Source organism: Methanobacterium sp. CWC-01 (genome assembly GCF_030323845.1).
Lineage (GTDB): Archaea > Methanobacteriota > Methanobacteria > Methanobacteriales > Methanobacteriaceae > Methanobacterium > Methanobacterium aridiramus.
This window is the reverse complement of the sequence record NZ_CP040735.1, coordinates 965,132-978,805: the sequence shown is the minus strand read 5'-3', so window position 1 is coordinate 978,805 and position 13,674 is coordinate 965,132. Positions and strand designations below refer to the sequence as shown.

Here is a 13,674-nt window from a genome sequence, read left to right as displayed (position 1 = left end):
TGTTGGAATCTGCCACCAATAGGAAAATGAATTCAATTTATTTGAAGTACAGCAGATTTTCCAAGTCATCATAGACCACTTCTAAGCCGCACATACTGGGCACGTAATTAGCAGCTTTGGCCGAGTTTACCCCGATTACTTGGTAGTCTAACTCCTCAATGGGAGCCACCACCATACAAGTGTCGGTGATGATTTTCCCACCGGCCTTTCGGATGGTATCCGTGTAGCCCATCCGGTCCGCAGCGGCCTTAACCAGGATGGAGGTACAAACCCACAAATCATTGCTCAAAGTTTTTCCTTCTAAAAAGCTGGCCACTTCACCTACCTCATCCAGGGAGGCGTGGGGACATCCCAGGCAGATCAGATCCGGTTTTTTAGAACTGGAGGATAGTTGTCCTCGGACTTCCTGGATTTCACTTTCTTCCACGGTCATAAGCTCCACCTCCCCCACTTCCAGGCCCCGCATGGCCAGATGATATTCGGGAGTAACGTCCTGCACATGATAGAGAGCCACGGCCCCGGAAGAAGCCAGAGCTGCCCCTAAACTTTTCAAATCGTTGGGGCCTGGCTTGCCCGTCATCTGGAAGTATGGCACTCCACTTCCCACTTCCTTACCCACCATGTAGCCCAGAGCCCCGTAATCGGCACCATTAAGGTTGGTTTGTACTTCCACCACCAGATTAGCTTTACGGCCAGACTCCAAGTGATAGCCATACAAGGGGGCACGACCACAAATAGCTGCGGAAAGTGCTCCCGGACCTCCCTCACGATTGGTTCTGGCGCCTATAACAGAATTAGCATAACAAACAGCGGATGATTCTGACCAAGCTATGTGACTGCCCAGGATGGGTAGGTTGCTGGCCAGGTAGGGTGTACAGGTGCAAGTGGTGGTGATTCCCATCTTCTGGTAGGCGGCTACGATTCGAAGCTGCCTTTCGGTGAACTCTCGGGAGAATCCCAGCTCTTGCCAGTGATCCAGGTCCACCCCGGCAGGGTTGAGGGTGGATGGTACCCTAACCCGGGCACTCTGAGCCATTTCTTCTAGAAATTCCAGGCCGGCATCACCAATGGTTTTGTAGGACACCCCTGATATCTGGGCCGAGGTGATTTCCACCATTTTTTCGGCCTGATATATGTCTCCCAGTGCCACCAGGATTTCCATACTCTTCTCAACGGCAGGGCCGTAGTGGCCCTGGTACATTTTTTCCTCTTCTGGAGTCAGGTACATGTTGTCACCAAATTAACCAGGATTAAGATGATATCTGGCTTCCCACCATATCATTGACCAGATTCTTGAAGTTTTCCAGATCCTTGTAGGGGATCATGGCCCCAGCGGCTATATTGTGTCCTCCACCAGCTCCATTGAAATTATGGGAGGCCTGTTCCATGGCCAATCCCAGGTTGACACCCTTAGCCGTCATCTGAGTGGTGGTGCGGGCAGATACCTTCACATCTTGGTGTAAACGGGCCAGGGTTAAAACCGGTTTTTCTGGATTAAGGATGCCTAATTCCAGCCCCACACTGGCCAGGGTTCCCAGGATGCTTTTACGCTTCTTATCCTCGGTGTAAATGCACTGTATGAATTCCCTCTCCTGGCCACCTTCCTTTCGGATCCATTCCAGGCCAGAGAGCAGCCGGTCCTGGTAGCGGTGCAGTAATTCCATTCCCTCCTTAAGAGCCGCATCCCTATCCCCCAAACAGATACTCATACCCACAGTGTGTTGTTTACTCTTTCCACACGCATCAAGAATTCTAGAATAATCTTCTAGACTTCTTAGTGGAGGTTTTTCACTTATAAGGGCATATACAGTTCCCAGTATCTTGGGATTCACCTTGACTAGCTCTTCCCGCAGGATGTCCTTTTCCTCGTTGGCCAGATCTGAGAATTTAATCCCATATGAAAGTCCTAATTTTTCTAAAAATCCCTGGCTACCTTCTAGATCACCAGAAACACCTGAAAGAGCTGGATTGAAGGTGTAGGACAGGGCCTTGTACAGCGGTTCATCTTCTTTATAGGCCAACTTCAAATCTTCGTATACCTCTATAAAACCCGCTTCTTGTCCTTCCTGCAGGATGGTCTGATTCACTCCCTGGAACCCGTTTTGTCCCTGCATATCACCCATGGCGCCAGCCAGGGCTATTCCGGTTAGCTCTGGATTATCCAGGGAACGAACCGATAGGTAAGTAACACCAGAGGCGCTGACGTCGCGGGTACCGTCCATTCCAAATAAGTGTGGATTCACATGGACCAGGTTTTCATGTTTATCTCCGGTGGCGTCTATGGTCTGGTGGTGGTCAGCAATGATGGAGTCCCCGCGGAGCTTACTTATACGCTCTACGTAAGCACTTCCCATGTCGCAGAAAAAATATAACTTGTATTTTTCCTGGCTAAGGCGTTCTAAAATATCATCCTTAAGCCGAGGTACTATAGTAACGTGGAATTTACCCTTACGCTTGGCTATAGCGTTGCAGATTACGCCAGCAGCGGAGATACCGTCGGCATCATTGTGGGAGATTACTCTCACCACATGATCCCGTTCTAGGTGTTTCTCCAGGAGCTGGCAGGCTTCTTCAGCCCTACTTAACAAGTAGTGCTGCCTTTTTTGGTTCATATCTCCATCCTTGAGGTAGCACACCTTCCCGCACGTAGTACTTTACTAGTCTACGAATCCGGGATTCCATCAGTTGCAGGCCACGGCGAGTGTGCAGATCCTTGGGGTTTTCCTCCAAGTGGTCCCTCACGTTGACGGCTTTACGAATGAGGTTCATCAAATCTTCCGGATATTCCAATCCCTGGTCGTGGTTTTCCAGGATCTGGGTTATCTTCATCCCAGTCACGGCTTTCACGTCGGGAATTCCGTACTGGTCTCTTAGTATTACTCCAATTTTACTGGTAGAGTTTCCTTCCTTGGTCAGTTTCAATATCAGTTCTTCAATCTCTTCAGTTGAGTATTCTATCCAATCTGGCTCCAGAGCCATCCTAATCACCTCTGTAATCTTCAAACCATAACGCGAATTTTTCTAAGGATCTCCTTCGATGGGAAAAACGGTTTTTTATCTCCCTTTTCAGCTCACCAAAGGTTTTATCGTAACCGTTAGGTATAAAAATGGGATCGTATGCGAATCCATATTCTCCGCGTTCCTCATGGGCTATTTGTCCTTCCACCACACCTAAAAAAATCTCGGGCTCGGTCTTGGGCGTAGCAAACCCAATCACCGACCTGAACTCGGCGTAGCGGTCCTGAACATCTTCCATGAGCTTTAAAATGCCCTTGTTTTTCAGGGTACCCTGCACGTAGGACGAGTAAGTTCCAGGGAACCATCCTAACTCCCGGATAAATAGACCGGCATCTTCTACAATCACCGGTTTCTCAAGACGCTTGGAAGCGTAAAGGGCACCATAACGGGCTACTTCATCCAAGTCACCCTGAATTTCGGGATAGCCCAGGTCCACGTGCTCCACCTCGATCTGGAAGTGGCTGAATATTCCTTGGGCTTCTTTTACTTTGTGTTGGTTCCCAGTTATAAAGGTTATCCTCTTTGAAAGATATCCACTTTTAGCCATTAAAATCACCAATAAGAAACACTACAAATCAGTAATAAGCGTTACACATATATAAACGTTACAATCCACCCTTAAGTTACTATGCTTATACTGTTTGGGTTTCCAAGTATCTATATACAAAACAAAAGGAGTGATTTTCATGATCAATATTATAGATGATAAATATTTTAAACAATTCGTTCGGGCTAGAAGATACAAAGAACGATCAATCAAATTCCATAGGCAGGGTTTACAAGCTTATTCTGATTTTATAGGAAAAACACCCACAGAAATAATAAAAGAAGCTATAATGGAAGAAGAAGATGGAAAAAGGATGAACAAAAGGAAAATCAAAGAATATTTTATTGATTTCGTAGAACATCTTTCGGAGAAAAAGTATGCTCCTCAAACAATTTTTAACAGGGTCAATTCTGTTAAAACATTTTACCATGAATATGATGTTATAACTCCAAGGATAAAACTACCAACTTCAAATGAAAATCCTGCCCTAAAAAGGATTCCTTCAAAAAAAGACATATTAAAAGCTATCAGACACACGAATAAGCGAAACGAAGCAATAATACTATTAATGGCATCTTCTGGCCTTGCTTCTGCTGAAATAAGAAATTTAAAGTATAAAGACTTCATAAAAGCATTAGAACACGAACTAAAAGACTTAACTGGTGATGAAAGATTTGATTTAACTAAAATTCAATCAAGGCTCCAAGATAAGGATGTAGTTGGGCAATGGCATGTCATTAGGCAGAAGACCGAAATGGATTATATTACCTTTTCTACGCCTGAAAGCATATTTGCCATTATAGAATACCTAAAAAATAATGAAAATAATAACAAATACCTAAAATCTATGGAAGATTATCTTTTCTCGGTCAATGGGAATAAGATGAAGGGAAATACTTTTGATGAGGCATTCCAGGCTATCAATGACCGGTGTGGCTTTGGAAAGTCAGGGTACCAACGTTTTTTTCGATCTCATAACCTTAGGAAGTTTTTTACAAATGCCTTATACGATGCAGGAATGGATTCTTATAGAGTAGAATGGCTATTAGGGCATAAATTGGAAAAAACTGCTGGTTCTTACTTTAAAATGGATATAGAATCGATGAGAAAGGAGTATATGAAGCATATGGATGCATTAATAATCATAGAAAACAATTTGAATAGAAATAATCAATACATGGCAGAAAAAGAGAAAGTAGAACTTATAGAAAGCCTTTTATCTAACAATCAATTCATTAAGGCCTTACAGAAGAAAGTTGTTGTAGAATAAAAATAGGATTCATTTTACCTTTTTTTTTATTTATTTTTTAAATTAGTTTTAATCTGGATAATTTTGTTTTCTACTCTTCAAAAGCGTTACAGTATAAAGTGAAGTAATCAAATTTTGAACTTAAAAAAAGTTTGAAATGCTTCTAAAAAAATGAAGGAGGTGGAAAACATGGAATTTTATGATATATTACAAGAAATCTATGAAGAACAGTATAATATCGATGATAAACCCGCGTATATAGATACAATAGAAAAACTACTCAAAATTGTTGGAAAAATTTAATTTTTTTACTTTTTACAGTGTCTGCACATTCTTTTTTCTACTAAATTAAAGTTTTACAGTAAATAGTGAAGCATCATAATTGGAATAGAATCAAGAACCCAAAGATGCTTTTAAAAATGATTAGGAGTGATTAAAATTAGGTATATTGATACCAAGGCAATTACAGTTCATATTTTTTCTGAACAACGTTGTATGCTTGAAAGAATTAAAGAAGAAATTGAAATTGAATGTGGGCTGAAAGTTCCAATATCTGAACTTATTAGGCAATCTTTGGATAAAGGAATTCCTTTAATTAAGGAAAATAAGGATTTTTTAAAGGCCCAGATTAAGAGATAGTAAATTTTGAACCTATTCCGGGTTTGGGATATAATATAAACATAACAATAACAAGAAGGACCCATAACAGGGCGATTATTTTTTTTTATTGATAATCCCAGACCAATTCATTTATAGGAGTGGATAAAACTTGATAAAAATAGATAATTTGAAGGAAACGGTTTGTAATAGTTATAACTTACTTGAATGTGCTATTAATGATGAAAATCGTGAAAAATATGGTTTAGCTGTGGTTTTTAATACTAGGGAAAAGCATCCTGGATTTAATAATTGGCAGACATATGCAAAAGAAGATCAATCAGATGAAGATGTCCGGCGTCTTTATAATAAAGCTGGCACTAAAGCTACTTCTTATAGTTACTTTACTGGTATTGGTGGTCTTGTTGATCTAGATTTTGATTGGGAATGGACTTATCACATATTGAAGCGTAGATATCCAGAAATGTTCGATACTTTGACTATAAAAACACCTAATGGAGGTTATAGATGCCTGTATGTCGTAGAAGATCCTAAGGATTACCTTAAATTTAAGCAACGTTCTCCAAGGGTGGAAATACATGGTAAAGAAGGAAAGCATGTAATTGTACATGGAAAAGGCAATGATGACAATGGATATCTACAAGAATACATTGTAGTAAATGATCTTGAAATTAAAAGAGCCAATGATATAATTAAAGTAACAAGTAATTTCCTTGAAGAATGGAGCAATACATGTAGTTTCCTTGAGTACCAATGTATTAAAAATGCAGTATCTCATAAAAAGAACCATTGCACACATGAGCAACGTACCTCAATCGCAGCATTCTTCCATGCCAATGGGATCGACATCGAAGATGCAATTGACTTTTTTAGAACATTTACAGACTTTGATTACAATATTACCAAAGATCACTTGGAGAGGATATACGAAAAGGACTTTAAACACCCAACTTGTAGCCATCTTAAAACAGTGTTTAACATCAATGATGATACTTGTAAGAACTGCATAAGGAAAAAAGAATATGCTGATTCAGATCAGATTGTTTCTACAACCAAGGAGTTTGATCTTTCCCAAATTGATGCTTCTGACATTTTTAGCTTGGATGATGATAATCTTCATGATGATATTAAAGAAACACCCATTACTACCATTGATGGAAGTATTTATTATTTAATTCCACTTAAACCACAACTTAAACCCACCCAAAATGATGGTACCTATGAAGAAGTTTCAGAGGTAATAGGTTTTTATGGTGAAAAATGTGGATATGGCTTTGATCCAATCCCTTTTTATACAACCACCAACGATGCATCTTCCAGAACCACTATAACAAATTCTAACATTCTCCTAAATGGTAATCAGCAACGCATGATAGAGCTTTGTATAAAAGAAGCCTTATCTATACCTGAAAATATCCAAAAAAGTCCTGAACTAATTTTTTCTAAATTACCTGGAACACTTATCCAAGAAACTATCCAAAAAGACATCTATAAGAAACTGGACTATTACCTTAACCTTGATTACGATATTCAGTACGTTCTGACTACTTGTTTTATTATGGGAACCTATCTTTTTCCTTTATTTGCTTCATATGGTTACATGATAATTAGTGGCGAAAAAGGGACTGGAAAAGGAACATTTCTGGACCTAATGGAAAAGACTTGCTGGAATGCGACAAGTAAACAAGTTTCCATAACCGAAGCCGCACTTTTTAGAAGAATAGCCAAACAACTTCCAACATTAATAATCGACGAATTCCATCGAACACTCAACACCAGCTCTGGCAATGCACTAATATCAATTTTAGAAGCAGGCTACGACCAAGGAGGAACAGTACCAAGAACAGAAAAACGCAAAGATAAAAAAGGCAATGAAGAATACTACGTCGTAGATTATCCTGTTTATTGCCCTAAAGTCCTTGCAACCCGCAAACCTGTAGAAGCTGATGAAAAAGGAGTAAAAATAATCCTAACCAAACTAATTAATGACAAAAAATATGCTAAAAGAAAAAAAGAACTCTCCAATGACCCATTCTTCTCAACAGTTCGAAAAAGATTAATGCAATGGGCTATTTCAAACCAAAAAGCAGTTCTTGAAGCCTACAACGCAATAGAACCAACTAATAGACTAAATGGCAGAGAATTCAACGTCTGGTTACCCTTATTAGCCATATGCAAACAAGCATTCCCTAATAAATATCCAGATCTCCTTTCATTTGCAGAAGATACCATAAGCAAAGGCAGATCAAACACCTATGAAAAAGAAAACAGGGTCTTAAGAGCACTATACAGCATGTACAAAGGTCAAAAGCTTACCGATGGGGGTAACAAACTCAACGAACCATCATACAAAGTTACAAACAAAGAAATCCATGATGAACTAGTTGAAACAGAGAATGAAGGCATACACCACAATGCCACTAAATCTGCTATTGAAAACCTTAAAATAGCAGGATGGTCATCAGGAGGCCAATACTTCATCAAAAAAACAAAACTACTCCAACTATTCGATGAAAGAGGACTTATGGAGGATTTGTCAAGTGGTGATGTTTATGGTAACTAAAAAGAACTTAAATTTCTTTAATAAGCTTAAAAAGTCTATGATATTCCTTAAGCTTAAAGGAAGTAATTCTTTCGTAACTTTCCTTGATGATGTTGATGAAGAAGGCAATATCTATATTATGGATGACAATGTGTGTCAATTTATTTCAAATAACTTCATTTTCTGTATAAGGCCAGTTTATAATGTTACTAGGGAAGAATTTGAAGAAAGAAAGCGAATGAAAAGAAAAAGATAATCAGGATAGATTATTTTTTTTTACCTTTTCCATTTTTTCATATAGAGTAAAGAAAAAGTATTAACAAACTCATTGTAAAAAGTCATGTTTACAACTTGGCATAAGAACTATAAGTCATTTAATGTAACGATAACTAATATTTTAGACACAAATTTCCCATAAACCTTCTTCAGGATATGAAGACCCCCCCCTTAATTTTTTTTCCATATTATATCTAATCAATTTGAAAATAAACATAATAAATGTGTTTGTATTGGAATACAATACATTATAGCCGTCCGTTAGATTTATTATGGATCAGGTGTAAGTATAATTTGCACACTATGTAGTACGTAGTAGAACGTCCTCCAAATAGTTTTTTGGTATCTTCTATGTACTGGGAGGGTGGGTTTTCTGATGACTATCCTCCCGCTCCTATGTTATTTTTTAGGGGATGGTACCATGCTGATTGAATCTGTAGAAGAAGAAGCTGATGTTAGGTTTGCAGTTGGAATTATGAGATTTTCGCATGTAAAATCACATGAATACTTGGATTATGGTCTTGAATACAAGGATAGTGTAGTTGTAATTCATAAGGATGATTTAATGGCCTTGTTAAAATTATGTCATGGGTTTCCAAAATTCAAGAAGAAATTGGCAGAATTTTACGAAGTTTTGGAAGCATGGTAAAATTTTTGGGGGGATTTCCAGTAACCTTTAGTTATAATCTACTTCGTGATATTGGCGTTAAACGAAGTAAATCAAAAAGGATTGGATAACACAAAATTTTAATATAAAATTGGTAGAATTTTTACTATGCCCGGGTTTAATTCTTATTTATTTTGGGAAGAAGACTATAGGTCATGTGAATCTGAATTTTTAGAATTCTTAACATATGTGCCATTATCTGATGATCACTATAATGTATGGTCATTGAAATTAGCCAATCAACTCCTATTGATTGGAAGCAGTATTGATTCTTTCTTCAAATCTGCATTGTATTCTTTAAGGAAAAAATGGATTTACAATCATATAGAATCTAATAAATATTATTCTATTGGCCTTGATCTTGGAGAAGGCTTCCGCTGGTTTTGTTATAATGGAATTGGCTACATCGAAGAAGATTTTAAAGACGAATCAGACTTTTATTGTAAGCTCTTAAAAGATGCGCAACCAAATATGGGCTTATATAGGGAAATGTTTGAAGATTATTACCATTTGAGTAGTAAATCAGTCTATGTTCTTCGAACTGAAGAAGAATTAAGACCTTTTCAGGAATGGGAAGATGGAAGGAGCCCAGAATGGTGGAAAATTTACACAGACTTAAAACATAGTAAATTTCAAAATAAGAAAAATGCAACTTTAAAAACGGTTTTGGATTCATTATCTGCTTTATTTTTGTTGAATGTGTATCATATTGATAATCGTAAATTTTTAGCTAATCATGGCATCTTAAGAGGAAATATTAATCTTAATCATCCTGAATTTTTAAATTCCAGGGAAAAAATAGATACTCTTGAGCCTATAATCGCTAAAACGGATTTATTTGGATATGTTTGGGATACAAATGGTCATTGGACTGAATATCCATGGTCAATATTAAATCCTGGAAATGTTTATGGTCTTTAATTATATACTGGAGAAACAATGCCATTAAGCTGGAATGAAATGAAAACAAGGGCAGTTGCTTTTTCAAAAGAATGGGAACATGAGGAAAGGGAAAGAGCAGAATCCCAAACCTTTTGGAACGAATTTTTTAACATATTTGGTATTAGTAGAAGACGTGTAGCCACATTCGAGAAGCCAGTAAAGAAATTTGATGATAAGCAAGGATTCATTGATTTACTTTGGAAAGGAGTCATTTTAGTTGAACATAAGTCAAGAGGGGAAAGCCTGGACACAGCATATACACAAGCGAAAGACTATTTTCCTGGATTGAAAGAAAAAGAACTCCCAAGATATATACTAGTTTCCGACTTTGCCAATTTCCGATTATATGACCTTGAAGATGATAAAAGGACTGAATTTGAACTCAAAGATCTTTATTTGAATGTTAATTTGTTTGATTTCATTGCTGGTTACCAGAAGAGAACTTTTAAAGAAGAAGATCCTGTAAACATCGAAGCTGCAGAACTAATGGGCAAGTTACATGATAAACTACTAGAAATTGGATATGAAGGACATGAACTAGAATTGTATCTTGTAAGGCTATTATTTTGTATGTTTGCTGATGATACTAGCATATTTGAAAGAAACCTTTTTTTGGATTATATTGTAATAAAAACAAACGAGGATGGTAGTGACCTGGCACACCATTTATCTACTCTTTTTCATGTGTTGAACACTCCGGAGAATAAAAGATTAACAAACCTCGACGAATCTTTGAATGCATTCCCCTATATCAACGGTAAACTTTTTGAAGAAGTATTGTCTCCTGCATCGTTTGATAGCTCCATGAGGAAGATATTAATAGACTGTTGTCTTTTAGATTGGGGAAAGATATCCCCAGCTATCTTTGGTTCTTTATTCCAATCAGTAATGGATCCTGAAAAGCGAAGGAACCTGGGTGCTCATTATACATCAGAAAAAAATATTCTTAAATTAATTAAACCACTATTTCTTGATGATTTATGGCATGAATTCAAAAAAGTGAAAAATAATAGACGGAAGCTGAATGAATTCCATAAAAAGATCAGTAATCTCAAATTTTTTGATCCTGCATGTGGATGTGGGAACTTTTTAGTAATTACTTATAGAGAGATTCGTATTCTTGAGCTTGAAATAACTAGAATCCTTTTAACAGATACTGAAGGGTTTAGACAACAACTCATGAACATTGAAAATGTTTTAAAAGTTGATGTAGATTCATTTTATGGAATAGAAGTTGAAGAATTCCCTGCTAGAATTGCAGAAGTATCAATGTGGATGATGGATCACCAAATGAACATGAGGGTTTCAGAACAATTTGGAATCTATTTTACACGTTTGCCTTTACAAAAGGGAGCAAACATAACTGTAGGGAATGCTCTTAAGCTTAAATGGGAAAAAATTGTTCCAAAAGATCATCTAACTTATATGATAGGAAATCCACCTTATGCAGGTAAACAAAAACAAGATGAATCACAAAAAAAAGACATGAAGCTTATTTTCAAAGGGATTAAAGGTTATGGAGTTCTTGATTATGTAACGGCATGGTACATTAAAGCCGCACAATACATACAAAAATCGGATATAAAGGTTGCTTTTGTCTCCACTAACTCTATATCCCAGGGAGAACAAGTAGGGATTTTATGGAATGAATTATTCAATGAATATGGAATTAAAATTCATTTCGCCCATCGCACTTTTAAATGGAGTAATGAGGCTAAGAATGCAGCTGCCGTTTTTGTTGTTATAATCGGTTTTGCCACTTTTGATACTAATAAAAAACTGATTTTTGAATATAATAATCCTAAATCCGAAGCACATGAAATTAAAGTCAATAACATAAATCCTTACTTAATTGAAGGCTCGGACATTGTTATATTAAAAAGGAAAATTCCTCTATGCGATGTTCCTAAAATATCCTTTGGAAGCATGCCAAATGATGGGGGAAATTTATTACTTTCTGATGATGAAAAAAATGAACTATTAAAAAAAGAACCTAATGCAGCAAAATTTGTCAGACCATTAATAAGTGGACGTGAATTCATTAATGGAATTAGCAGATGGTGTTTGTGGTTAGTTGATGCCAAACCTAACGAATTAAAGCAGATGCCAGAAGTATCTAAAAGGATAAAATTGGTAAAAGAACATAGAATGAAAAGTAGAAGAAAAGCTACGCAGAAGTTGGCAGATTTTCCCACATTATTTGGTGAAATAAGACACCCTGAAACTGATTATCTGGCAATTCCTCTCAATTCTTCGGGTAACCGGCGATTTATTCCAATGGGGTTTTTGGATAAGAATAATATTGCAAATAACAGTTGTTCGGTAATAAAAGGAAGCAGTTTATATCATTTTGGAGTGATGATGTCAACAATGCATATGACTTGGGTAAATTATGTAGGTGGTAGAATAAAAGGAGATTATAGATACTCGAACGAGATCATATACAATAATTTCCCATGGCCAGACAATTCAAGTAAAAATAAAATTCAAAATGTCAAAGTAAAGGCTGACAAGGTTCTTACAGTTCGCCAACAATTTTCTAAAGATTCTTTGGCAGATTTATATGATCCTTTAATGATGCCCCCAAAATTAGTGAAAGCACATATGGAATTAGATCGTGCTGTTGATTTATGTTATAGAAAAAATCCATTTGTAAATGACGTTAACAGAATGGAATTTTTATTAGATCTTTATCAAAATTATGAAAAATAGGGATTTTTATGGAGTTAAACGATGAACAAGTTCAAAAGCTACTTGAATGGTATTTAACCATATCTAAAACGAGAGAATGGATTAATTTTAGAAATCAGGAGCATGAAAAAAATCATTCCTGGATTAAACCTGGAGTTATCGAGGACATGGGTGAAGATGAACTTAAAGAAAGGTTTTTTGATTACTTTAAAGGTGGGGGTGGAAGACAAAATCTAAATCAGATTTATAGGGATCGGATTATAAGAAATAAAGACTTGAAGAAAACTTTGCTATATCTTTTCAACGAACAAATTGATATCAAAGAAAGAATTAACTCGGTTTTAGATGGTGATGGTCATATCGAAGGGATGGGAAAGGCCATTGTAACTTCTCTTTTAATGGATTATGATATTGGAAAGTACTGTTTATGGAATGAAAAAACAATGATGGGCTTTTCTGCCTTAGGGATAGATATTGAATATAAAGGCCTTAAAGCTGGTGAAGTTTATTTAAACGTACTTGAAGAACTAGAACGTATTAAATCCCTAAAAACAGAATATAATTTAACTTTTGAAGACATTGATTTATTTTTACATACAATCTCTGCTGTTGATGAAGGTGTTGAAGCAGTTAGTACTATAATTCAAGGGGAAGACCTTTCCGGAGATTCTTATATTGATATAGAAGGACTAAAATCTATGGAATTTGCCATGGAAAAATATCTTGAAGAATTTATTGAATCAAACTTTGACAAGATTGACTTTGGTGCTAAACTTAAATTATATCAAGATGAAGAAAATACAGGCAGACAATATATAACTTCAGTTGGAAGAATAGATTTATTAGCATTTGATGAGGAAAAAAAAGAATTTGTTGTTATAGAATTAAAAAAAGGTCAGAGTAGTGACGTTGTTGTTGGACAAATCACTCGTTATATGGGCTGGGTAAAAGAAAATCTAGCTAAAAATTATTTTGTTAGGGGTATTATTATTGCTAAAGAGAAGGATGAAAGGTTGGAATATTCATTGAAAGTTGTTCCAAGTGTTGATTTGTTCTTATATAACATCAATTTTGATATAATTAACCTGTAGGATATAATACGGGTTCACCAATTATGTTGCTGC

The 13,674-nt window shown here is 36.6% G+C and carries 13 protein-coding genes; 9 read left to right on the top strand and 4 right to left on the bottom strand.

Annotated elements, in window-relative coordinates:
- Positions 1–37 precede the first annotated feature (37 nt).
- From FGU46_RS05215 to FGU46_RS05200, 4 genes are read right to left on the bottom strand one after another with little or no spacing between them, the layout of a single operon-like run.
- Complete coding sequence (locus FGU46_RS05215) at positions 38–1,228, bottom strand: aconitase X catalytic domain-containing protein (RefSeq protein ID WP_286478145.1); 1,191 nt, start codon at positions 1,226–1,228, stop codon at positions 38–40.
- Between the two features lie 22 nt (positions 1,229–1,250).
- Complete coding sequence (locus FGU46_RS05210) at positions 1,251–2,612, bottom strand: DHH family phosphoesterase (RefSeq protein ID WP_286478134.1); 1,362 nt, start codon at positions 2,610–2,612, stop codon at positions 1,251–1,253.
- Complete coding sequence (locus FGU46_RS05205; protein WP_286478132.1) at positions 2,578–2,979, bottom strand: 30S ribosomal protein S15; 402 nt, start codon at positions 2,977–2,979, stop codon at positions 2,578–2,580. Before FGU46_RS05205 ends, FGU46_RS05210 begins: the two co-directional genes overlap by 35 nt.
- 1 nt (position 2,980) lies before the next feature.
- Complete coding sequence (locus FGU46_RS05200) at positions 2,981–3,565, bottom strand: XTP/dITP diphosphatase (RefSeq protein ID WP_286478120.1); 585 nt, start codon at positions 3,563–3,565, stop codon at positions 2,981–2,983.
- A 139-nt stretch (positions 3,566–3,704) separates the two neighbouring features.
- Here FGU46_RS05200 and FGU46_RS05195 point away from each other — a divergent pair, with 139 nt between their 5' ends.
- The 9 genes from FGU46_RS05195 (at position 3,705) to FGU46_RS05155 (ending at position 13,641) form a co-directional block, all read left to right on the top strand.
- The gene (locus FGU46_RS05195) at positions 3,705–4,835 is read left to right on the top strand and encodes a tyrosine-type recombinase/integrase (RefSeq protein ID WP_286478110.1); all 1,131 of its coding nucleotides are present in this window, start codon (positions 3,705–3,707) and stop codon (positions 4,833–4,835) included.
- Positions 4,836–4,985: 150 nt separating this feature from the next.
- Entirely contained in the window at positions 4,986–5,117 is a 132-nt protein-coding gene (locus tag FGU46_RS05190) for a hypothetical protein (RefSeq protein WP_286478092.1), read from the top strand.
- A gap of 192 nt (positions 5,118–5,309) precedes the next feature.
- Positions 5,310–5,453, top strand: a complete 144-nt coding sequence (locus FGU46_RS05185; RefSeq protein ID WP_286478080.1) for a hypothetical protein — start codon at positions 5,310–5,312, stop codon at positions 5,451–5,453.
- A 130-nt stretch (positions 5,454–5,583) separates the two neighbouring features.
- Positions 5,584–7,995 carry a bifunctional DNA primase/polymerase gene (locus tag FGU46_RS05180; protein ID WP_286478074.1) on the top strand — a complete coding sequence of 804 codons (2,412 nt, stop codon included), beginning with the start codon at positions 5,584–5,586 and terminating at the stop codon, positions 7,993–7,995.
- Entirely contained in the window at positions 7,985–8,230 is a 246-nt protein-coding gene (locus FGU46_RS05175) for a hypothetical protein (RefSeq protein ID WP_286478070.1), read from the top strand. Before FGU46_RS05180 ends, FGU46_RS05175 begins: the two co-directional genes overlap by 11 nt.
- Positions 8,231–8,671: 441 nt before the next feature.
- The gene (locus FGU46_RS05170; protein WP_286478059.1) at positions 8,672–8,899 is read left to right on the top strand and encodes a hypothetical protein; all 228 of its coding nucleotides are present in this window, start codon (positions 8,672–8,674) and stop codon (positions 8,897–8,899) included.
- A gap of 126 nt (positions 8,900–9,025) precedes the next feature.
- Entirely contained in the window at positions 9,026–9,838 is an 813-nt protein-coding gene (locus tag FGU46_RS05165) for a hypothetical protein (RefSeq protein WP_286478052.1), read from the top strand.
- Between the two features lie 18 nt (positions 9,839–9,856).
- Complete coding sequence (locus FGU46_RS05160; protein ID WP_286478046.1) at positions 9,857–12,571, top strand: class I SAM-dependent DNA methyltransferase; 2,715 nt, start codon at positions 9,857–9,859, stop codon at positions 12,569–12,571.
- 8 nt (positions 12,572–12,579) lie between these two features.
- Positions 12,580–13,641: an endonuclease NucS domain-containing protein gene (locus tag FGU46_RS05155; RefSeq protein ID WP_286478035.1), complete on the top strand. Its 1,062-nt coding sequence runs from the start codon at positions 12,580–12,582 to the stop codon at positions 13,639–13,641.
- Positions 13,642–13,674: the final 33 nt, after the last annotated feature.

Excerpts from the sequence above, each read along its gene's own strand:
- FGU46_RS05215 (WP_286478145.1), bottom strand. The coding sequence starts at position 1,228 with ATGTACCTGACTCCAGAAGAGGAAAAAATGTACCAGGGCCACTACGGC.
- FGU46_RS05210 (WP_286478134.1), bottom strand. The coding sequence starts at position 2,612 with ATGAACCAAAAAAGGCAGCACTACTTGTTAAGTAGGGCTGAAGAAGCC.
- FGU46_RS05205 (WP_286478132.1), bottom strand. The coding sequence starts at position 2,979 with ATGGCTCTGGAGCCAGATTGGATAGAATACTCAACTGAAGAGATTGAA.
- FGU46_RS05200 (WP_286478120.1), bottom strand. The coding sequence starts at position 3,565 with ATGGCTAAAAGTGGATATCTTTCAAAGAGGATAACCTTTATAACTGGG.
- FGU46_RS05195 (WP_286478110.1), top strand. The coding sequence starts at position 3,705 with ATGATCAATATTATAGATGATAAATATTTTAAACAATTCGTTCGGGCT.
- FGU46_RS05190 (WP_286478092.1), top strand. The coding sequence starts at position 4,986 with ATGAAGGAGGTGGAAAACATGGAATTTTATGATATATTACAAGAAATC.
- FGU46_RS05185 (WP_286478080.1), top strand. The coding sequence starts at position 5,310 with ATGCTTGAAAGAATTAAAGAAGAAATTGAAATTGAATGTGGGCTGAAA.
- FGU46_RS05175 (WP_286478070.1), top strand. The coding sequence starts at position 7,985 with ATGGTAACTAAAAAGAACTTAAATTTCTTTAATAAGCTTAAAAAGTCT.
- FGU46_RS05170 (WP_286478059.1), top strand. The coding sequence starts at position 8,672 with ATGCTGATTGAATCTGTAGAAGAAGAAGCTGATGTTAGGTTTGCAGTT.
- FGU46_RS05165 (WP_286478052.1), top strand. The coding sequence starts at position 9,026 with ATGCCCGGGTTTAATTCTTATTTATTTTGGGAAGAAGACTATAGGTCA.
- FGU46_RS05160 (WP_286478046.1), top strand. The coding sequence starts at position 9,857 with ATGCCATTAAGCTGGAATGAAATGAAAACAAGGGCAGTTGCTTTTTCA.
- FGU46_RS05155 (WP_286478035.1), top strand. The coding sequence starts at position 12,580 with ATGGAGTTAAACGATGAACAAGTTCAAAAGCTACTTGAATGGTATTTA.